The sequence below is a fragment of the Mesorhizobium sp. L-8-3 genome, from assembly GCF_016756615.1.
Taxonomy (GTDB): domain Bacteria; phylum Pseudomonadota; class Alphaproteobacteria; order Rhizobiales; family Rhizobiaceae.
Map to the genome: position 1 here is coordinate 469,356 of NZ_AP023262.1, position 20,371 is coordinate 489,726.

Annotated in this window: 21 protein-coding genes and 2 pseudogenes; 15 read left to right on the forward strand and 8 right to left on the reverse strand. The window is 64.8% G+C overall.

The window, feature by feature from the left end:
- Window positions 1-59: 59 nt before the first annotated feature.
- On the reverse strand, window positions 60-731 hold the full coding sequence (locus tag JN302_RS02150) for a TetR/AcrR family transcriptional regulator (protein ID WP_202331465.1): 672 nt from the start codon (window positions 729-731) through the stop codon (window positions 60-62).
- Window positions 732-886: 155 nt separating this feature from the next.
- On the opposite strand from JN302_RS02150, the gene JN302_RS02155 reads away from it, so the two are divergent.
- Window positions 887-1,372: a hypothetical protein gene (locus JN302_RS02155; RefSeq protein ID WP_202331467.1), complete on the forward strand. Its 486-nt coding sequence runs from the start codon at window positions 887-889 to the stop codon at window positions 1,370-1,372.
- 202 nt (window positions 1,373-1,574) lie between these two features.
- A complete protein-coding gene (locus JN302_RS02160) occupies window positions 1,575-2,006 on the forward strand; it encodes a winged helix-turn-helix transcriptional regulator (protein ID WP_202331469.1) in 432 nt (143 codons plus the stop codon).
- Between the two features lie 100 nt (window positions 2,007-2,106).
- Here the strand turns inward: JN302_RS02160 and JN302_RS02165 are convergent, their stop codons facing one another.
- Both JN302_RS02165 and JN302_RS02170 read right to left on the reverse strand, forming a co-directional pair.
- Window positions 2,107-3,027, reverse strand: coding sequence for an oxygenase MpaB family protein (locus JN302_RS02165; RefSeq protein ID WP_202331471.1), 921 nt, complete (start codon window positions 3,025-3,027; stop codon window positions 2,107-2,109).
- A gap of 126 nt (window positions 3,028-3,153) precedes the next feature.
- Window positions 3,154-3,810, reverse strand: a complete 657-nt coding sequence (locus JN302_RS02170) for a pentapeptide repeat-containing protein (protein ID WP_446720737.1) — start codon at window positions 3,808-3,810, stop codon at window positions 3,154-3,156.
- 332 nt (window positions 3,811-4,142) lie between these two features.
- On the opposite strand from JN302_RS02170, the gene JN302_RS02175 reads away from it, so the two are divergent.
- From JN302_RS02175 to JN302_RS02185, 3 genes are read left to right on the forward strand one after another with little or no spacing between them, the layout of a single operon-like run.
- Window positions 4,143-4,637 (forward strand): winged helix-turn-helix transcriptional regulator, encoded by a 495-nt coding sequence (locus JN302_RS02175; protein ID WP_202314465.1) that lies wholly within the window; start codon window positions 4,143-4,145, stop codon window positions 4,635-4,637.
- A 36-nt stretch (window positions 4,638-4,673) separates the two neighbouring features.
- Window positions 4,674-5,939 (forward strand): beta-ketoacyl-ACP synthase II, encoded by a 1,266-nt coding sequence (fabF, locus tag JN302_RS02180; protein ID WP_202331472.1) that lies wholly within the window; start codon window positions 4,674-4,676, stop codon window positions 5,937-5,939.
- 27 nt (window positions 5,940-5,966) lie between these two features.
- Window positions 5,967-6,836, forward strand: a complete 870-nt coding sequence (locus JN302_RS02185; RefSeq protein WP_202309891.1) for a phosphotransferase family protein — start codon at window positions 5,967-5,969, stop codon at window positions 6,834-6,836.
- 17 nt (window positions 6,837-6,853) lie between these two features.
- Here the strand turns inward: JN302_RS02185 and JN302_RS02190 are convergent, their stop codons facing one another.
- Window positions 6,854-8,746: a bifunctional sugar phosphate isomerase/epimerase/4-hydroxyphenylpyruvate dioxygenase family protein gene (locus JN302_RS02190; protein WP_202331474.1), complete on the reverse strand. Its 1,893-nt coding sequence runs from the start codon at window positions 8,744-8,746 to the stop codon at window positions 6,854-6,856.
- 432 nt (window positions 8,747-9,178) lie between these two features.
- Window positions 9,179-10,618 (reverse strand): annotated as a pseudogene (locus tag JN302_RS02195) (FAD-binding oxidoreductase).
- A 183-nt stretch (window positions 10,619-10,801) separates the two neighbouring features.
- Between JN302_RS02195 and JN302_RS02200 the strand changes: the two are divergent.
- The 9 genes from JN302_RS02200 to JN302_RS02240 all read left to right on the forward strand — a co-directional run bounded on the left by JN302_RS02200 (window position 10,802) and on the right by JN302_RS02240 (window position 18,152).
- Complete coding sequence (locus tag JN302_RS02200; RefSeq protein WP_210382581.1) at window positions 10,802-11,095, forward strand: hypothetical protein; 294 nt, start codon at window positions 10,802-10,804, stop codon at window positions 11,093-11,095.
- 173 nt (window positions 11,096-11,268) lie between these two features.
- On the forward strand, window positions 11,269-11,955 hold the full coding sequence (locus JN302_RS02205) for a TetR/AcrR family transcriptional regulator (RefSeq protein ID WP_202309895.1): 687 nt from the start codon (window positions 11,269-11,271) through the stop codon (window positions 11,953-11,955).
- Window positions 11,952-12,722 (forward strand): ABC transporter ATP-binding protein, encoded by a 771-nt coding sequence (locus tag JN302_RS02210; RefSeq protein ID WP_202331476.1) that lies wholly within the window; start codon window positions 11,952-11,954, stop codon window positions 12,720-12,722. The genes JN302_RS02205 and JN302_RS02210 overlap by 4 nt, the downstream gene beginning before the upstream one ends.
- On the forward strand, window positions 12,715-13,416 hold the full coding sequence (locus JN302_RS02215; RefSeq protein ID WP_202309897.1) for an ABC transporter ATP-binding protein: 702 nt from the start codon (window positions 12,715-12,717) through the stop codon (window positions 13,414-13,416). The genes JN302_RS02210 and JN302_RS02215 overlap by 8 nt, the downstream gene beginning before the upstream one ends.
- A 20-nt stretch (window positions 13,417-13,436) precedes the next feature.
- Window positions 13,437-14,636, forward strand: a complete 1,200-nt coding sequence (locus JN302_RS02220) for an ABC transporter substrate-binding protein (protein ID WP_244846169.1) — start codon at window positions 13,437-13,439, stop codon at window positions 14,634-14,636.
- Between the two features lie 9 nt (window positions 14,637-14,645).
- Window positions 14,646-15,506 carry a branched-chain amino acid ABC transporter permease gene (locus JN302_RS02225; RefSeq protein WP_202331478.1) on the forward strand — a complete coding sequence of 287 codons (861 nt, stop codon included), beginning with the start codon at window positions 14,646-14,648 and terminating at the stop codon, window positions 15,504-15,506.
- 1 nt (window position 15,507) lies between these two features.
- The gene (locus JN302_RS02230; protein ID WP_202331480.1) at window positions 15,508-16,431 is read left to right on the forward strand and encodes a branched-chain amino acid ABC transporter permease; all 924 of its coding nucleotides are present in this window, start codon (window positions 15,508-15,510) and stop codon (window positions 16,429-16,431) included.
- Window positions 16,428-16,907, forward strand: a complete 480-nt coding sequence (locus JN302_RS02235; protein ID WP_202309900.1) for a GAF domain-containing protein — start codon at window positions 16,428-16,430, stop codon at window positions 16,905-16,907. The genes JN302_RS02230 and JN302_RS02235 overlap by 4 nt, the downstream gene beginning before the upstream one ends.
- 9 nt (window positions 16,908-16,916) lie before the next feature.
- Entirely contained in the window at window positions 16,917-18,152 is a 1,236-nt protein-coding gene (locus JN302_RS02240) for a metal-dependent hydrolase family protein (RefSeq protein ID WP_202331482.1), read from the forward strand.
- 17 nt (window positions 18,153-18,169) lie between these two features.
- On the opposite strand, the pseudogene JN302_RS02245 reads toward JN302_RS02240, so the two are convergent.
- The 3 genes and pseudogenes from JN302_RS02245 to JN302_RS02255 form a co-directional block, all read right to left on the reverse strand.
- A pseudogene (locus JN302_RS02245) lies at window positions 18,170-18,313 on the reverse strand (DUF3604 domain-containing protein); the annotation flags it as partial.
- Between the two features lie 154 nt (window positions 18,314-18,467).
- A complete protein-coding gene (locus tag JN302_RS02250; protein WP_202309903.1) occupies window positions 18,468-19,343 on the reverse strand; it encodes a LysR family transcriptional regulator in 876 nt (291 codons plus the stop codon).
- A 130-nt stretch (window positions 19,344-19,473) separates the two neighbouring features.
- Window positions 19,474-19,830 carry a nuclear transport factor 2 family protein gene (locus JN302_RS02255; protein ID WP_202331484.1) on the reverse strand — a complete coding sequence of 119 codons (357 nt, stop codon included), beginning with the start codon at window positions 19,828-19,830 and terminating at the stop codon, window positions 19,474-19,476.
- Between the two features lie 246 nt (window positions 19,831-20,076).
- On the opposite strand from JN302_RS02255, the gene JN302_RS02260 reads away from it, so the two are divergent.
- The gene (locus tag JN302_RS02260; protein ID WP_202309905.1) at window positions 20,077-20,367 is read left to right on the forward strand and encodes a hypothetical protein; all 291 of its coding nucleotides are present in this window, start codon (window positions 20,077-20,079) and stop codon (window positions 20,365-20,367) included.
- Window positions 20,368-20,371 lie beyond the last annotated feature (4 nt).

The following is a 20,371-nucleotide window of genomic DNA, read 5'->3' on the forward strand; positions in this document are numbered from 1 at the left end:
CCGGGGGCAATGGGTGAAACGCGACATACCCGGCTCGAAGGGGCAGGAACGGAACGGCTCTACCGCTCCGGCGCCGGCCCGCTTGGCGGCGAACCTGTGATGCCGGGGATGCTGCCCGCACCGGTCCGACGCCCGGCTGCAAGGGCGGCCGGTCTCAGGAAGAAGGCGCAGGACGCCTCGGGCAAGCCTCCCGTGAGCAACCGGGCGAAGAGCGCATCGATCTCGGCCGCGCTCATGTCCGGATGATGCTCCAGCCACCAACGCAAGGTCGCATTGACGGTCGACACGATGTGGAGAACGACGAGCTCGCGCGGCAGGGAGCCGGCCACCTCTCTCGGCATCGCCGCACGGAAGACGCCCGCCAGCACGCGGTCGACCGCGTCGCGCAGGATCGGGCCGCCCCGGCCCCCCGACAGCGCGAAGCGCACATCGGCGAATTCGGCGATATGCTCGAAGAGAACCCGGCTCGGGCTCCACGAGCGGTCCCAGGGAAACGGCGCGGTTTCGCCGTAGCCCTGTGCGGCCAGGAGAAGATCGCGAAGCCTGTCGAGGCTGCGCTCGAGCAGGTCGTCCTTGGAGGTGAAATGGGCATAGAAGGTCGCGCGGCCGACATCGGCCTCGCGCAGGATGTCCTCGACCGTGATCTCCTCATACGGTTTGCGGCGAATGAGCGCGACGAGCGCGTCGTAAAGGGCCCTCCGCGTACGGGCCACGCGGCGATCGATCGCCATGTTGTCTTGCCTCCGGTCTCCACGGCATTTCCGGACACGGAACGAGCCGAAGTCCGTTTCCGCACTTTCGCGGCGCTGTTGTCCGGAAATTTCCGAACATCATGTTCGATATCTTGCTAGGCCGGACCAGTCCGATCAAGTCCAGAGAAAGCACAATGAACGGCCTGACAATGAGCCTTCGGCCCACCAATGCCTATTTCAGGGCCGGCACTGCCGCGATCCTCACGCTGGTCCTGACATCCGTCCATCACGCCTATGGCGCGATGATCTACGAGACCCCATGGCGCTTGCACATCCTTCACGTCGCCGTGCCGACGGCCGTCGCGATCGCGCTTTTGCTTTGCATCGGCTTCACCCGCCGCGGCAAACCCGGCGGGCGCCTCGCCACCTGGGCCGCGATCGCCATCATCATGGCTTTCCCTGTCGCCGCGATCGGCGTCTTCGAGGGCGGCTACAATCACGTCCTGAAGAACCTCGTCTATTTCGGCTTCGGCGCGGAAAGCGCCAAAGAGCTGTTCCCGCCGCCCACCTATGAAATGCCCAACGATATTGTCTTCGAGCTTACTGGAATCGCCCAGTTTCCGCTCTGCGTCCTCGCCGCGGTCTTCGCTCTGCGCCTGTTGCGCATGAAAGCTGGCTGAGGCAAGGCCGAAATTGCGAAGCACCAGGAGCCCCCGCCCCTGCCTCCTTCTTCAAAGGGCCTCGCGCACGCCGCCAAGTGGAGGGGGTCGCAGCATGGCAAGCCCCCGATCGGGCGATACGGAACGGCACACTCCTACAAGTTGCTGACTTTCTCCGAAGGAGCCTCCGATGTACGAAACGGAACAAACCCCGTGAGATCGAATGCAAAGCGAAACCAGAAAGCCCGCGACCGTCGCAGACGAAAGCGGAGCGGGCCGACCGGCGGCAACGGTCGAAGACGGTGTTCGGGCACAGGCCAAGAAACGGAACCCGACGCTGCTGAGGCTCCTGGCGGGGCGCTGGAAATGCGAGATCATGCTTCTGCTGGCTGAGAGAACGAGTCGCTTCGGAGAGTTGCGCCGCAACCTGCCGGGCGTCACCCAGCAAATGCTGGCCACCCAGTTGCGGGCCCTCGAAGCAAACGGGCTCATCGAACGCACAGTCCATGCCGAAACTCGGCCGCGGGTCGAATACTGCCTCACCCCGGCCGGCTATGCGCTTCAGCCGATCTTCGATGAGATCGACCGCTGGTGCGACGCACATTGGGACGCCGTTGCCGCGAAGGATGGCGACGAAGGCGGGACGCCAGGCTGACGACCTTTCGCTGGTGCAGGTTTCGTCACGTCAACGCTACAAGAAGACGGCCGATGCCGCTCGACAGCCAGGTGGTGAATTTCTATCGACGGCCGCGAACTCAATGCCGACGATAGAGAAAGTCGTCGGCGAGCCCGAGCCGCCGGCAGGATTGGACCGCCGGAGACGACGGCAGCACGATGCGTTCGCAGATGCCGGCCATCGAGGCGACCACGGCGCGCGCCTGCGGCCTCAGGTTCCAGCGGTCGCCGAGCCCCAGCCGTTCACGCACCCATAGGGGAAGGATGTCGATGGCGGCCTTCAGGAGCGGCAGTTGCAACGACCGGACCGAGGCTGGCAAGGCGGGGACCTTCGCCATGATGTCGAGAAACTCGAGCACGATCGGCGACGCGGCGAGCCGGTGCCGGCGCGCCTCGAACAGGGTGTAGAGATCTGCCTGCGATCCGGGCGCGCCCGCAGCGCCGTAGAGAAGCGCGATCGGGCGGCATTCGGCCAGCGAAGTGTCGCGCTCCTCCGCTCGAAGCGGGCGTGCAAAACAATGATAGGCCTGCATGAAGCCGAAACCCGCCGTGGCCTGCACCCAGTCCAGGAGTTCGGGATCATTGGCGTCATAGGCCTCGCCCTCGCTGGTGCGGCCGTGGATGCGGCCATGCATCCTCACCACGCCGGCGATCATGGCCTCGGCCTGGCTGCGCGGGCCGTAAACGGTGACCATGGCTGCCGCCCCGGTGCGCCGGAGGCGCGACAGCGCGTCGGTGCGGAAACCGCTGTGCTGCCACACGGCGTCGCGGACCCGCGGCTCGGCCAGTTCGAGCAGCACGGCTGCGACCCCGCCGATGAAGACCGTCACCGGGTTCTTGAAAATGCGCCAGGAGAGCGAAGCCGGTGGAAGCAGGGCCGGCTCCCCGGCGGGACGCAGGAAATCGACGTGGTATCCGGGCGGCTGGCGCATCAGCGTTCGGGCAAAATCATCCACGCGGCGCCCCAGCGCCGAAGGAAGCGGAATGACGCCCGATGTCATCCTTCCAGCCTCGTTTCAGCCTCCGGCCGTCTTGTCCCCGCGGCCACCGGGCCAGCCCTGGCGGCTGGAATCTCAATCTAGAAGCGGCCCCGGTCGGAAAGCTATTCCGATCTTCGACTGATCAAGCTAGTCAAAGGTGCAGGGCCAGTTCGCCGGCTTCGACAGGCCGGCGGGCAGCTTCGTATCGGCGTTGCCGCAGGCTAAATCGATCTGCTCCTGCCGCAGGCCGATGGCGGCCGAAAGATCGAGCCCCTCGATCCTGGTCAGGTACATGAAGGCCTTGCCGAATTCGATCGACCCCTCGAAGACGGCGCCGCCGAGATCAGCCCGCGCGAGATTTGCCAGCGAGAACCGGGTGCCGGTGATCACGGCCTTGTCGAAATTGGCTCGCCCGAGTTCGGCCTTCTCGAAATCCGCGCCGGTCAGGCGCGCGCCGCTGAAATCGGAACGCTGCAGTTCGGCCCCGGCGAATGAAGCCCCCTCGGCAGAGAGATGCGCGAAGCTACTCCGGTAGGCCTGGACCTTGGCGAAATTCGCCTTCGTGGCATTCGCTCCGGCAAGCGCCGTCCGCACCAGCGTCGCGCGCTCGAGGTTGGCCGAAGCCAGCCTGGCGCCTCTCAGATCGGAGGCGCTGAAATCGGTCCCCACGAGGTCGGCGCCTTCGAGATTGCCGTCCTGGAGCACGATGTTGCTCTTGTCGCAGCCGCGCCAATCCAGACCCGGAGCGGGCGCGGTCTGGCAATCCGGCGCGGCGGCCGCGTTTTGGGCGAGCAGCAGGCACATACCGGCGAGCGCAGCCATCCGCGTGACCGCGCCCGAGCCGACCCGGGCGAGCAGCCTCGCCTCAGTTCCGTCGCCGTGGCCGGCATCGTGCTGGATATCCATCGCGCTGCTCCGAGATCCCCGCCGCGTCCGCTCCCGCAAGGGGCGGCATACGGCACCCTTATGCGGGAGATCGCGGCTTCCTTCAAGCATGACCGGAATTGCTGCTTCCCCATCAACGTCGAAGCCATATGGCCGATCCATCACGAAGCCGTTCCCGGCCGGTCTGCCTCGCCGAGACCGTCATGAACAAGACTTGCATGATGAAAGTCACTGCGATAGGACTGGCGGCCATGCAACGGACGAGCTTTCTCGCCTTCGAATGCCCCGCGGCCCGCGCTCTCGAAAGCGTCGGCGACTGGTGGAGCATCCTGATCCTGCGGGATGCGCTTCAGGGGCTGACCCGCTTCGACGAATTCCAGCAGAGCCTGGGTGTCGCCCCGAACATCCTGTCCCGCCGGCTGAAGCACCTCGCCCATGAGGGCCTGTTCGAGCGCCGCCTCTATGCGAGCCGTCCACCGCGCTACGACTATGTGCTGACCGACAAGGGCCGGGATTTCTATCCGGTGGCGGTCGCGCTCTTTGCCTGGGGCAATCGGCACCTGGCGCCGGACCAGATCGCCATGCGCCTCGGCGACCGGACGACCGGTCGGGAAAGGCGTGCGATCGTGGTGGACGCGGAGACGGGCGAACCGATCACATCAGACAACACCATGCTGCTCCCGGGCCCGGCCGCGACCGGGAAAACGTTGGAGCGCATCCGCCTCGTCGGCGCGCGGCGCGACTGAAACAACATGGTTGAGACCAACGGAAAGGGTGCTGACATGCGTCGGATCGTCGTCACGGGCATGGGACTGGTATCGCCGCTGGGCTGCGGCGTCGAGACTGCCTGGGCCAGGCTGACCGCGGGCAAGAGCGGCGTTCGCGCCTTGCCCGCCGAAGTGGCCGGCGACCTGCCGGCGAAGATCGCCGGCCTCGTCCCCGACCGCGCAGTCGATCCCGAAGCGGGCTTCGATCCGGACCAGGCCGCGCCGCCCAAGGACCAGCGCAAGATGGACCGTTTCATCCTGTTCGCCCTGATGGCGGCCGACGAGGCCCTGGCGATGGCGCAGTGGCGACCGACAGGCACCGTCGAGTGCGAGCGCACGGCGACCGTGATCGCATCGGGCATCGGCGGCTTCCCGGCGATCGCCGACGCGGTCCGGACGACCGAGACGCGTGGCGCGCGGCGGCTTTCGCCTTTCACCGTGCCTTCCTTCCTGGCCAATCTCGCGGCCGGCCATGTGACCATCAGGCACGGTTTCACGGGGCCGATCGGCACCCCGGTGACGGCCTGCGCGGCGAGCGTCCAGGCGCTCGGCGACGCGGCGCGGCTGATCGCGACCGATGAGGCCGACATTGCGGTGTGCGGCGGCGCGGAAGCCTGTATCGACAAGGTGAGCCTCGGGGCCTTCGCCGCGGCCCGCGCCCTTTCGACCGGCTTCAACGAGACCCCCCAAAAGGCGTCGCGGCCCTTCGATGCGGCCCGCGACGGCTTCGTCATGGGCGAAGGGGCAGGCGTGCTCGTGATCGAGGCGCTGGACCATGCGCTGGCGCGCGGCGCCACGCCGATCGCCGAACTCGTCGGCTACGGCACGACGGCCGACGCCTATCACATGACGGCGGGGCCGGAAGACGGTCGGGGCGCGGCCCGCGCCATGGCATTGGCGCTGAAGCGTGCCGCCCTTGCGCCGACCGATATCCAGCATCTCAACGCCCACTCCACGTCGACGCCGGTGGGCGACAAGGGCGAGATCGAAGCGATCAAGACGGTGTTCGGCCGCCGGGGCGGCATCGCCGTCAGCGCCACGAAATCCGCCACCGGGCATCTGCTCGGCGCGGCCGGCGGGCTGGAGGCGATCTTCACCGTGCTGGCGCTGCGCGATCAGATCGCTCCGGCCACACTCAACCTCGACGACCCCGATCCGGCTTGCGACGGCGTCGACCTGGTGCGCGGCGAAGCGCGGCGCATGGCGATGGAGTACGCCATCTCCAACGGCTTCGGCTTCGGCGGCGTCAACGCCAGTGTCGTCTTCCGGCGCTGGAGCTGACCAGGCGACTCGGACGCTAGCGATCGCATGACCCGGGAAATCGACCTGCCCGAGTTGCGGACGACAATCCTTCGCGACTTCCCCGAACTGGCGAAAGCCGAATTCAAACCACTGACCGCAGGCTGGCATTCGGTCGCCGTGGATGTCGGCGACAGGCTGATCTTCAAGTTCCCGCGCCACGAAACGGCGCAGCGCGCGCTCATCAAGGAGGCGAGCCTGCTCGCGCTGGTGCGTCCCGCCGTGACGATGTCCGTGCCCGACCTCACTCTCCATGAGGGGCCGCCGATGTATTCGCGGCACCGCAAGCTCAGGGGCGACCATCTCGTCGCCGCGCAGTATGACCGGCTCCCCGAGCCGGCGCGGGATGCGCTCGGCCGGCGGTTGGGCGAATTCTATGCCCAACTCCACAGGCTGGACCATGACGCCGTGAGGGCGGCCGGAGCCGGTCCGGTCGAGGCCTGGCTCAGCGCCGAGGAGATCCTCGCCAGGGCCGTACCGGCGCTTCCGGTCGAACTGCGCGGCTTCGCCGAGGAAACCGTAGCGGAATGGCGGGATATGCCGCCCGACCCCTATGGCACGACTTACGGCTTCTTCGACGGCCATGGCTGGAACATGGCTTTCGACCATGGTGGCGGCACGCTCTGTGGCATCTACGATTTCGCCGATTCCGGCTTCGGCCCGCTGCACCAGGAATTCATCTACTCGAACTTCATCTCGCCCGATCTGACGAGGCGCATCGCCGACAACTACGAGGCTCTGTCCGGACGCCAGCTCGACCACAGGCGCATCGACGTGCTGACCGGTATGCACCGGCTCTCCGAACTGGCTGCGTTCGCGGACGATCCGGCCCGCCGCCCCGACATGATCCGCCATGTGGCGGATTGGGCAAGGCCCTGAGCTTCATCCTGCATGCGCTACCCTCTCGGCATTCCTTTCGGCCGCAGATATCTGCGCTGCGCGGCGATGCGGAACGGCGCATTGGGTGCGCCATAACCTTTGTAGCCGCCGCGCCGCTCGACGATCTCGAAAATGAAGCCCTCGCCCCAGGTCGGAGCGTAGAGCTGGAAATATTCGCCGTCGCCGTCGCGGTCGTAGAGGATGTTCCCGGCCCTCAGCCGATCGGCCAGATCGGGCTCCAGGCCGAAGCGGGCCTCGACATCGTCATAATAGTTGGGAGAGATCGGCAGCGCCTCGAAACCGTTCGCGCTCAGCGCTTCGGCGGTCGCGAAAATATCGCCGGTGGCGAAGGCCAGGTGCTGGACGCTCGATCCGAAGCTCTCGGCGATGAAATGTCCGGCCAGGGTCCTGCGGTTTTCGGCACCGTTCAATGTAAGCCTCAGCTTACCATCTTCACTCTCAATCGCCTGGCTTCGCACCACGCCGCCCGGGTCGATCACGTCGACCATCGGGGTCTTCCGGGTGCGGAAGATCGCGGTGTAGAAGAGCAGCCAGGTGAGCATCTCCTCGTAGTTCATGGTCTGGCCGACGTGGTCGATACGGCTGAGCCCGACCTCGTGCGATGACTGCGGATCGGCAGTCGGCGTGAATTCCACGTCCCAGACCTTCGCCAGTTCCGACTTGCCGTCGACGAAATAGACGACCCCGCCGCCGACGCCACGGATGGCCGGGATGGTGAGTTCACCAGGCCCCGCAGCCTGTTCGAACGGCTCGGCGCCGAGCGCCCGGGCGCGTTGAACGGTCGCGGCCGCATCTTCGACCCTCAGCCCGATCGCATAGACGGAGGTGCCGTGGACGAGATAGGAGGAATGCGCGAAGCCCTCGCCTTCGGTGTTGACGACGAGATTGATGTCGCCCTGTCGGAACAGGGTCACATCCTTCGAGACATGGCGTCCGACCTTGCGGAAGCCCATGGCGTGGAACAGTGCGGCGAGCGTCTCGGCGCCATCCTGGTCGGCCGCGAACTCGACGAACTCGACACCTTCGACCGCGATGCGATCGGGCATGTCGGGCACGGCCACCGCGATACCGGGCTCCTCGCGCCTGACCTGGTCCATGAGATGGACGAGCGAACGGCGGCCGTCGACGGCGATGGAGCGCGGCGAGCCGGCGCGGAACTGGTCGTTGAAGATCTCCAGCGAGAAATAGCCGTCATAGCCGGTGGCGGCCACGGCGCGGGCGAAGTCCTTGACGGGCAGGTCGCCTTCGCCGGGCATGTTGCGGAAGTGTCGGCTCCAGTAAAGCAGGTCCATGTCGATCAGCGGTGCGTCGGCGAGCTGGACGATGAAGATCCTGTCACCGGGAATGGCGCGGATCGAATCGACGTCTATCCTCCGCGCCAGCGTATGGAAGGAATCGAGGATCAGCCCGACCTTGGGATGGTCGGCGCGGCGCACCACTTCCCAGGCGTCACGGTGGTCGCTGACATGGCGACCCCAGGCAAGCGCCTCATAGCCGACGCGCAGGCCGCGCCTGGCCGCACGCTCGCCAAGCTCACGGAAATCCGCCGCCGCCCTGTCGATGCCGCCCAGCGACACCGGCGAGACGCTGGAGCAGACCAGCATGAGGTCGGTGCCGAGTTCCTGCATCACGTCGAACTTGCGCTCGGCGCGGTCGAAGGCGCGGCCGCGCTGCGGCTCGGGCAGGCCCTCGAAGTCGCGGAACGGCTGGAACAGGCTTATTTCCAGGCCGGCATCACGCACCATGCGACCGACATCGCGCGGCGAGCCGTCGAAGGCGAGGAAGTCGTTCTCGAAAATCTCCAAGCCGTCATAGCCGGCTGCCGCGATGGCCGCGAGCTTCTCGGAAAACTCGCCGCTGATCGACACGGTGGCGATTGACGTCTTCATGGCTGAAGCCTCCCGCGGACGGCCGCACCGCGGCACAACCGGCCTGCCCGTCCGTTGCGCCTCGGATGTCCCGACACCGGACACGCTCCGGCCCAAGGGTCCGCGCACGGCCGAGCCCTGCATCGGATGCGGGCGACTATGGAGCCGGAAGCCGGATAACTGCAAATACCAAGACGGCTGGGTTGAATAACATCATGTTAAGCATGTCTCCCGAAAGTGGGTACCGGTTTCGGGACAAAGACATGCGTCAAATCGAAGACCTTCGGCGTGTTGTCCGTTTTCACGCAACACGCTTCAGGCTTGCGCCCGATGTGGCCGCAACGAGTGCCCGGGGATACCTTCGAACGCTGGAATCGACGAGGAAGACGTTGCCGGCAGCGGCATGCCGCGTTTCCGGGCATGCCGCTGCCGCCCCGTCCGGCCCTTCCCGCTTCACGCAGCGCGCAAGCCCGCGACGGGCCGGATATTCTGGTTCATTCGGAACAGGTTCGACGGGTCGTATTTGCGCTTTATCTCGACCAGCCGCTGATAGTTGCCGCCATAGGCCGTCTCGACGCGGTCGAGTTCGTCCTCGGGCATGAAGTTCACGTAGGCCGTCCCGGCGGCGTATAGCCTTGTCGCGTCGAACAGGCCGCGCGCCCAGCCGATGCAGGCCTCGTCCATGGCCGGCTCGCGCCAGCGCGCATGGACATTCATGACGAAATGCGAGTTGCGTTGCGGGAAGGCCGTGGCGTCGGCTGCGACACGTCCGGCAGCGCCGCCGACATGGCCGATGAAAACCTCGCATTCGGGACCAGGAAGCTTGGCGATCCCGTCGAGCAGGATGGCGATCGCGCCGTCGGAAAGCGACGAGAAGTCGTGGCTCTTCCAATAGTTGCGGGCGCCGGGCGCCAGCAGCGGATCGAAGGCCGCCTGCCAGGCCGTGAAGGGCATGGGACCGAAGGTGTCAGCAATCGGCTGACCGATCGAGCGCAGCGGCGCGGCAGCCTTCTCGCCCATGGCGGGATCGCCGCACCAGCACATGGCCAGCACCAGCACTTCCTTGCCGTGCCATTCGGCCGGCACGAAGGGAAGCGGCGGCGCCTGCCGCATCACCACCCAGCAGGTGAGTTCGTCGGGGGCGGTTTCCAGGGCTCGCCGATAGGCCTTGAGAACGCTCTCGCCCGCCGCGAAGGGATGGAAGACAAGGCCCGACAGAATCTGCGGCCCCATGGCATGGAGCTGGAATTCGAAAGCGGTGACGATGCCGAAATTGCCGCCGCCGCCGCGGATCGCCCAGAAGAGGTCCGGATGCTTGCCGAGGCTCGCGCGCACCACCTGCCCCGCTGCGGTGACGACATCGGCCGCGACGAGATTGTCGAGCGTCAGCCCGAACTTGCGTGTCGTCTAGCCGAAACCGCCGCCGAGGGTCAGCCCGGCTATGCCCGTCGTGGAGTTGATGCCGCTGGGAACGACCAGCCCGAAGGCCTGGGTTTCCTGGTCGACATCGGCCAGCAGCGCGCCCGGCTCCACCCAGGCACGCTTTGCCGAGGTATCGATCCGCACCGACTTCATGAGCGAGAGGTCGATCATCATCCCGCCGTCGCAGACGGAGTTGCCGGCGATGTGGTGACCCCCGCCACGGACGGCGACGAGCAATCCGTGGTCACGGGCGAAACGCACCGCACCGACCACGTCGGCCGCGCCGCGGCAGCAAACGATGAGGCCGGGCCTGCGATCGATCATCCCGTTCCAGACGGCACGCGTCGCATCATAGGAGGGATCGGTCGGAAGCAGCACGGTTCCGCGCAGTTGCGCGGCAAAGGCTTCGACGGCAGGCGCCGCGACCTTCGTCTGCCCTCCATCCAATGTGGAGAGGCTGAGATCGTTCATCGGGATGCTCCTTCGCTCCTGCCCGCAAGCCGCAAACCGCCCCGGCGGGCCAGCCCCGGACGCCTCGGGCAGTCTAGGCCGGGCCGGAAAAGGCGGGAAATGCCGAAAATTCATCGCATCGATGCAGGGCGTGCATCGGCGGCCGGCATGTCCTGAATGGACACTCAGAGGCGCGGTGATCCTATGCCCGGCCGGTTGCTTGGCCGCGGTTCGCCCGCTACGCCATCCGTCTGGCGGATGATCCCCGACGCCCGCCGGCTACGGCTGGAGCGATCGGCGGGCGCGAAATGGGACGAGCGGTCGCGCCAGAGCGAAGGCTGCTGCGTGCCGCGCGCCAATCTGCGCGACTGGACACCTGAGGCGCCGTGGCGGGCCTGCATCCAGTTGTGGGAGGCGGAAGCGGCATTTCGCAATCACAACAGCGAGTTTGTCGATGCCCATCTGGCGTCAGAGCCAGGATCGCGTGCCGGCGCCTAACCTGGGTCGGGCTGCTCAATCCCTTCCTCTGTGTCAGATTCGCCCTCCAGATAAAATACCGACTAGTTTGTTTTTTTGTTGCGTTGCGGATCGGCCCTGCCTATCGTGGAGCTGGCGTGGCCGGTCTCGAGACTGCGAGCCGTGGCTGGAAGTTGCTCCGATAGACTAGCACGGTGGACCGCAAGGCTCTTGAATTGACGAAGCAAGCAGACAATCCGAATGTCGCTCGTCCAGGCGAGCGGGTTTCACGTCAGGCGCAGAAGTCGGAAGCGACCGTCGCCGCACTTCTTCTTGCCACGCAAGATCTTCTGCTTGAGATTGGCTACGCAAGGTTGACAACGGCGGCGGTTGCGGAACGCGCAGGCGTTTCTCGCGGCGCGCTGACCCACCATTTCCGTTCAAAGGAACACCTGATCACAACTGCGATCGACAGCCATCTGCGGGCCGTCATCGAAGGTTTGTCAGCTTTCGCTGAGACCATCGATCCGGAAACCGCAGATACGGACACGATAGTCGAATATCTTTGGCAGATGATGTCGAATGGCCTTTTTCAACTGACAATGGAATACCTGCCCGAAGCCCGCGTCAATGAAGATTTTCGTGAGGAGATCACTCCGGTTGTCAAGCGCTTCCATGCCGAGCTTGAGCGCATCTGGGCGATCGTGGCGCAGCGCTACCACCTGCCTTCGGATGAAGCGCCTGTTCTGATCAACCTGACGATGTGCCTGATCAGAGGCATGGTCGCCCAATCGATCGTCCGCAAAGACCAACCCTATTTCGACCGGATGTTGATCGAGTGGAAGTTGCTGCTCAAGACGCACATCCGCAATGTCGCGCAGAACAGGGGCGCCGCCGGATGAGCCTTCTCAAGGTCAGCGATCTTCGACACGCCTTCTATGGATCCCGGGTCCTGAACGGCGTCGACTTCAGCGTCGAGCAGGGCCAGTTCGCCGGCTTGGTCGGCCCGAATGGCGCCGGCAAGTCGACGCTCTACAACGCGATTTCAGGGCTGTTCATCCCCGATTCCGGAACTGTCGAATTCGCCGGCCGCGACATTACCCGCATGCCGGCGCATGAGCGCGTTGCGCTCGGTCTTGTGCGCACCTTCCAGCTTGCGCGCGGCTTCCCGAAGCTGACCGTGTTTCAGAACCTGATGCTTTATGCGCAGGACAATCTCGGCGAGGGTTTCCTGAGTTCGCTGTTTGGCACCCGCGCCGGGCGCGAGTCGGAGGAAGCGGCATCGGAGGAGGCCCTGTCGATCGCGCGCCGCCTGAACATTCATGGCGTGATCGACAATCCTGTCTCTGCGCTCTCGGGCGGGCAGAAGAAGCTGGTCGAAATCGGGCGCGCACTCATGAGCCGGCCGAAGATGATCCTGTTCGACGAGCCCATGGCCGGGGTCAATCCGACCCTCACCCGCCAGATCGCCGAACATCTCTTCGCGCTGAACCGGGACGGCATCACGGTATGCCTGATCGAGCACGACATGCCGCTGATCGGCGAGCTCTGCAATCCCGTCACGGTGCTGGCCGAAGGGAGGCATTTGATGAAAGGCACGTTCGAGGAAGTCGTCAACAACCTCGAAGTGCAAGAGGCTTATCTTGGAGCGCGCAAAGTCGATGCTTGAGGCCCGGGACATCATCGCTGGCTACGGGGCGGCCGAGCAAATCCTCAAGGGCGCATCGCTGCATGTCGAGGCGGGCGAACTTGTCACCATTATCGGTCCGAATGGTGCCGGCAAGTCGACTTTCCTCAAGACCATTGCCGGTCTTGTTCCCCCCAAAGGGGGCACAATCCTTCTGGAAGGAAGGGATGTGACAAGGATGTCGGCGCTGGACCGGGCCAAGTCAGGCTTCGCCTTCGTCATGCAGGAACGAAACGTCTTCGGCGCACTCTCGGTCAAGGACAATCTCGAACTCGCCTATGCCGGGCCGCGCAGCGGCTTTGCCGGGGTCAAGGACGAGATCATCGCCCGCTATCCCGTGCTCGGCGAACGCCGCGGCCAACTCGCGCGAACGCTTTCAGGCGGTCAAAGGCAAATCCTCGCAATGGCGATGGCGTTGCTTACCAAGCCGAAAATCATGTTGCTCGACGAGCCGACAGCAGGACTTGCGCCGAAGGCCACAAACGAACTCTTCGACGCGATTCTCGCCCTTCAGGCCACCGGCATGCCAATCCTGATGGTCGAACAACATGCGCTGGAAGCGCTCAGGATCTCCACCCGCGGCTATGTGCTGGTCTCGGGCAGGGACGCCGCAACGGGTGCGGGGCCGCAACTGGCCGAAGACCCGGAAATACGTCGCCTGTTCCTGGGCGGCTGACAACCAGATGGAGAACTGCAGTGAACATTAGTCGCCGCCAATTCGTTGCGTCATCCGCGATTCTCGCGCTTTCCGGTACTGCCCCGATCCGCGCCCTCGCCCAGGACAGCGGTTCGATCCACATCGCGACCCTCACCCCGCTGACAGGCGCTGGCGGCCCCTACGGTCCGGTCATGGCCCAGGCGGTGAAGGCGGTCGTTGACCAGGCCAATGCCTCAGGAGGCATTCTCGGACGGCAGATCCAACTCGTCTCCGAAGATGATCAGACGAACCCCGAAGCAGCAGTGCGCGCCGCCCGCAAGCTGATCGATGTCGACAAGGTGCAAGCGATCGTCGGTACCTGGGCATCAGCGGTCACAACCGCCGTGGCGCCACTATGCTGGGAATCAAAGGTCGTGCTGGCAACCGTCTCGGGCGCTGACCCGATCACCCGCCTGCCGCACCAGGGCTATCTCTTCCGTACGCAGCCGAACACCGTGCTGCAAGGTGAGAAGTTCGGCCAGTTCTGTGTCGACGAAGGCGCAAAGCGCGTCTTCTTCCTTTGCCCGCAAACGCCATTCGTCGACACCCAGTATGCCGGCATCAAGGCGAAAGTCGAAGGCGTGGGCGGAGAGACCAAGCTGCTGGTCTACGACGACAAGAAATCGTCCTACCGTTCGGAGGTCGACGACATGCTGGCGTTCAAGCCGGACATGGTCGTTCTGGGCGGCTACATGCCAGACACCACGATCCTTCTCAAGGACATCTTCCGCTCCGGCTACGAAGGCAAGAAGGTGGCCTTCGCGTATTCGGTCAACGCCAAGCTGATCGAGGGGCTGCCAAAGGAAGTCGTTGAAGGCATCTACACGATCGCCCCCGCCCCGGCCGAGGGCTCGAACGGCTACACCAACCTGACCAAGCTGATTGGTATCGCCCAGCCTGACACCTACACCTGCCAGGTCTACGACCAGATCAATCTGATCCTGCTCGCGATCGCCGCCTCCGGCCAGGCCACCGGCACGGACGTGAAGACCGCGCTGCGCACCGTCAGCCAGGGCAAGGATGGCGTGAAGGTGTCGAGCCTTGCCGAGGGTCTTGCAGCGCTCAAGGACGGCAAGACGATCGACTATGTCGGCGCTTCCGGCCCGTGTGACTTCAACGACATCGGCGACATCTTCGACTGCCAGTTCCGTTACGAGCAGGTGGCCGATGGCGCATTGAAGCTGATCAAGACGGCCTGAGGCTGACGAATGACCGCTTTGCTTCAGGCGATCCTGAACGGCATCATGGCGGGGGCGCTGCTGGCGATCCCCGCCGTCGGGCTCACCGCCATGTTTTCCGTCCTTCGCTATCCCAATTTCTGCGTTGGGCCGCTGGCGACGGTCGGAGCGTTCACGGCCTGGGTCCTCAACGTTCACCATGGCGTTGGCGTATTGCCGGCGGTCGTCGTCGCATTTGCGGTCTCGGCGGTGACTGGCGTCGCCATCGAGCAATTGGCGCTGGCGCGGTTGCGGCCGTCCGGCGCGCTCACCGTCGCGATCGGCTCGATCGCGGCGATGATCGTGCTCGAAAACCTTGTGCGCTTCTTCTTCGGCAACGACCTGCGGTCCTTTGATACGCCGTTGGTGCGCGACTGGTTCTTCTGGGGGCTGCGCGTCGGTCCTCAACAGTTGCAGACCGCCGTGATCGCTGTCGTCATCATGTCGGCCCTGTCCGCCTTTTTTCTCTTCAGCCGCTATGGCAAAGCGATGCGCGCCGTGGCGGACAATCCTGACCTGTCCCGCATCTACCGGATCGACCCGACAAGGATAGCCATTGCCGTAGTCGCGCTTGGCTCCGGACTTGCCGGTATTGGCGGCGTGCTGCTTGGCCTCGATTCCGCGATCGAACCAATGACCGGTTCGCGCCTGCTGCTGCCGATTTTCGCCGCCGCCGTCCTCGGCGGTCTGGGGTCGATTCCCGGCGCGTTGTTTGGCGCGCTGCTGATCGGACTGGGCGAAGAGCTGTCTCTCCTGGCCATCCCGCCCACCTATCGCTCGGCCATCGGCTTCGTCGTCATCCTGCTGGTGCTTTCGATCCGCCCGCAAGGCCTGTTTGGGGAGCGCCGCTGAGATGACCAGCTACCTGATCTTCATTATCACCACCGCCGGCATCTACGGCTTGCTGACGCTGAGCCTCAACCTGATCTGGGGTTCCGCCGGCATGGTCAACCTGGGCCTTGTCGGCTTCTTTGCAGTAGGCGCGTATGCCTCGGCCCTTTTGACAACCATGGGCGGCCTGCCGATCTGGGCAGGCCTGCTTGGCTCGATCGTCATCGGCGCCGCAGTCGGCGTTCTGGCGACGTCGGCGACGCTGCGGCTCAGGGGCGACTACCTTGCCATCACAACGCTTGGCTTCGCCGAGGTCGTGCGCCTCGTAGCGCTGAACGAACGGTGGCTGACGAACGGTTCAGACGGCGTTCCGGGCATTCCGCGCCCGTTCTTTGCCGAACTCGGGTCGCAGAATTTCCCGATCTTCTACTTGTTGCTCGTGCTGGCGATCCTCGCCGTCACATTCTTGGGGATGCGCCGGCTCGACACTGCGCCGTTCGGCCGCGTGCTGAAGGCCATTCGCGAGGACGAGGAACTGGCCGGCTTTGCCGGCAAGCGGGTCGTGCGCTTCAAGATGATCGCCTTTGCGATCTCCGCCGCCTTGGCGGGACTTGCCGGCGGCCTTTATGGCCATTTCCAGAGCTACATTTCGCCTGACCACTTCCAGCCGCTCTTGACCATCTACATCTTCCTCGCTGTGACCGCAGGCGGCGTAGGCCGGCCGTTTGGCGGCGTTGCGGGCGCGTTTGTCGTGATCGCTTTCCTCGAGGGAACGCGCTTCCTCGCCGAACTCATTCCGGGCATCTCGCTCGCGCAGGCGGCGTCGGTGCGCGAAATGATGGTCGGCCTGGCATTGGTCCTGGTGCTCCAGTTCCGCCCGCAGGGCATCCTCCCCGAAAAGCGCATGACCGCACCGCACATCAAGACTGCCGAGGTGAAGACATGATCGAGCAACTTCTTCCAATTCTGGCTGCACCCGGCCAGCCAGAAACTACCTTCCATGCGGCCGAAGAGGCCAGCCGCAAGGCAATCGGACAACAGTTGTTCACGCTGCTGTTTGTCGATGGCGACGAAGTGGCGCGCATATATTCGTCCGATCCGGAGGCCTACCCGGTCTCGGGCCGCAAGAAGATGGGACCGACGCCCTGGGGTGATCACGTTCTGCGCGACAAGAAGCCCCTGCTGCTGCCGGATCGCGCCGGCATCAAGTGGGCGTTCTTCGATCACGAACTGATCTATTCGCTCGGCCTCGGCTCCTGCATCAACATCCCATCGATCTACAACGGCAAGGTGATCGGCACGATCAATCTGCTGGCGCCGGAAGGCGTATTGACCAACGAAGATCTCGAAATCGCCAATCAGCTCGGACCGGTGCTCGTGCCAGCATTCCTCGCCGCGCGCTTCGAGAACAATGCACGATAAGGAGCAGCCATGACCGTCACACTCTTCAAGAATGCAGCCATTGTCGACGGCACGGCAGACCGCCCGCTTGATCCGGTCGATGTGCTGGTTGCCGATGGGCTGATCCAGTCGGTTGGGACGAACGTCAAGACGCCGTCCGATGCGCGCGTCATCGACGTTTCGGGCAAGACCCTGATGCCTGGCCTGATCGACGCCCACGTCCACGTCGTCGCCGTAGAAGCGGATCTGAAGCTCAATGCACGACTGCCCGACGCCGTCGTCATCGTCCGCTCGATCAACCTGATGAACGAGATGCTGCTGCGCGGCTTCACCACCGTGCGCGATCTTGGTGGCGCAACCGGCGTTGTTCGCGAGGCCGTGCGCTACTCGCCCATCCCGGTCCCACGCCTGAATCTTCCCGGCAACGCCATCTCGCAAAGCGGTGGTCATACCGACCAGCGTGGGCCGTTCGATGTCACCCCCATGCCCTCGACCTACATTCCGCTTGGCTCGCTTGGTCGCGTGGTCGACGGCGTGGCGGACGTTCGCCGCGCTTGCCGCGAGGAAATCAAGGGCGGCGCCGACTTCATCAAGATCATGGCCAATGGCGGCGTCTCCTCGCCGACCGATCCGATCCACTTCCTCGGCTTCGCTCGGGAAGAAATTCTCGCCGCAGTCGAGGAAGCCGACAATGCGGGCACATATGTTGCGGCGCACCTCTACACCGACAAGGGGATCCGCCGCGCGGTAGAACTCGGTGTGCACTCGCTCGAGCACTGCAACCTGATCGAAGCCGAGACTGCGCGCTTTGCCGCCGAAAGGGGCTGCATCGCGGTCCCAACGCTGATCACCTACGACAAGCTGTCGAGCGAGGGCGCTTCGGTCGGCCTGCCGCCGGCCTCGGTCGCCAAGGTGGATGATGTCCGTCTCAAGGGGCTTGAATCGCTGAGGATCATGTATGAGGCCGGTCTGCCGATGGCCTATGGCTCGGACCTGCTCGGCGCGATGCACCGCCATCAATCGGGGGAATTCGCGCTGCGCGGTTCGGTTCTGCCAGCCCAGGCCGTCATCGACTCGACCACCCGGATCGCAGCGCGTCTGTTGCGCATGGAAGGCAAGATCGGTTGCGTCCAGCCCGGCGCATTCGGCGATCTGATCGTCGTTCACGGTAATCCACTCGCCGACTTGTCGCTGCTTGCGGGTCAAGGCGAGCATATTCCGATCATCATGAAGGGGGGAGCGGTCATCAAGGGTCAGCGCGCCTAGCCCTGTCGAACAACGCTCGACAAGTTGACCGGCTGGCCGCTGAGGCCGTGATCTCCTCGCCGCGCGAAGCGGTATGCGTCTCGCGGTGTCAGCCGCGCGCCGAAGGCGCCGCCGTCGAAGGAGGCCCCTGTGTGCAGGTGCGTGACGCCGAACGGCGGCCGGCCCCTGCTAATGACGGCCAACAGGAAGCCGCCCTCTGTGGTCGACACCGAACGTCCGGTAGGATCGGGCCATCGCCCTGAGCCCTATTGGAGTCCAGTACCTCCGCTTCGGACCGGGCCGGATTCTCCCGCCAGGGACCATCCGCATGTACCATCAGCCCCAATCATGCTCGCGCAACGCCTCCCCCAGAAGCGGCACGACGGGCGAATGCGCACGGCCGGCGACCGACACGAGCGACACCTGGCGCACGATCTCGGGATCGGCGACGGGCCGGTGGCAGACACCCGGCCGGCGCGCCGGGAACTCGGCCATGAAGCAGATCCCCATGCCGGCCGCGACCATCGCCAGGATCCAGTCCTCGCGGTCGCTCCGATAGGCGCTTTCGATCTCGATGCCGCGGCTGCGGCAAAGCCATTCGATATGGCCGGCATATTCGCAATTGGCGCGGTCGAGATAGGTCTCGCCCCTTATATCGGAAAGGTGCAGCGTGTTGCGCATCCCGAACCGATGCCCCTCGGCAAAGGCGAGCCCGAAGCGTTCCGAATAAATCGGCTCGACGCGCAGCCTGGTGTCGAAAGGCTGCGGCCTGGCAAGCAGGGCGGCGTCCACACGACCGGCCATGACGAGATCGGTGATCCGGTTCGCCACGCCTTCCACCATGCTGATGCGGATGCCGGGATGACGGCGCCGGAAGGCATCGAGGAAGGCGACGAAGCGCTGGGGGCCGATGGTGCACATGACGCCCAGTGTCAGTGGCCGCGCTTCGAGCCTCAGGAAACTCCGCGCCGCGCGTTTGGCGTCCTCGGAGCGGCGCAGGATCTCGTCGAGCTCCGTTCGCATCAGGCATCCGAAGTCGGTGAGCCTCACGTGGCCGGCATCGCGGTGGAACAGATCGCCGCCGAGATCGGCCTCCAGCTTCTGGATCGCCCGGGTCATCGCAGGCTGTGTCACATGGACGAGTTCGGCCGCCCTGTGGAAGTTGAGCGTCTGGCATGCCGCCAGAAAATACCGGATTTCGTGCATCTCCATGATGCGCTCCCACCGATACCGGCTTGACCACCGCATGTTATATTATCATACTATTTGCTCTTGCTCGGTCCAGTAAACTTCGCCCTATGGGTGAGGCGGCGCCTCCCAGGCGCCGCCTTTTGTCGCGTCCTTACGCCGGCACCCGGTGCAGGAAGCCGATGATGCGGGCAAAGCGGCCGTCTTCGATCACGCCGACGTCGGCGCCCTGGATTGGCGCCTCGCCGCCCTCCGGCCCGAGTTCCCATGAAAAGCGGATATGCTTGCCATAGCCATTGGCCCCCGGCAGCAAGGTGAAACGAAAACCCGGGAACTTCTGGTGGACACCCGAGATGAGGGCATCCACGCCGTCATGGCCGTCGCCTGCCATCACGGGGTCGACGTAGCTGACCGCGCCGCTGAAGGTCTTTTCCACCAAAGTGCGCCGACGCGCCGGATCGGTCTCGTTCCAGGCGGCGACATAGGCAGCAGCGAGGGTTTCGGCGTTCATCTTGAAGCTCCTTGAGTGCGAGTGAACGCGGATTTTTTCGTCGTTTTCCCGCCGGGGGTCGATTACGCCGCAGGTAATGGAAGAGGCTCCATGCAGGCATGGTGTGGAAGCAGGCCCGGAGCCCGCCTCGCGCGCCAACGCGCCGCGGGTTCATTCGAACGCGCAAGATACGCGCTTTGGCCAGGCGGCAGGGCGGGTTGACTTCGCCCCCAGGGTTGCCAAGTTTCGCCACTGAAGGGAGTTCGCATGACCGACTGGATGACGATGCTGAAGGAGCAGCGCGCGCTCGGCGACCAGATGGCGAATGAGATTCCGCGCACGCTGACGGCTCCCGAGCTGACGCTGGACCAGGCGACGAAGCTCTATCAGGCGCTGGAGAAACAGGCCGCCTTCATGGAGCGCTTCGTGCGCCAGCTCGAAGACAACAGCTTCGACCCGGATGTGATCCTCGCCGCGGAACGGCTTGAGGACCTTTTCGCCGAACTCGCCGCGGATGCCGCCGAAAAGACCCGGGAGCTCCGCTCGTTCAGCGCCTGAGGCC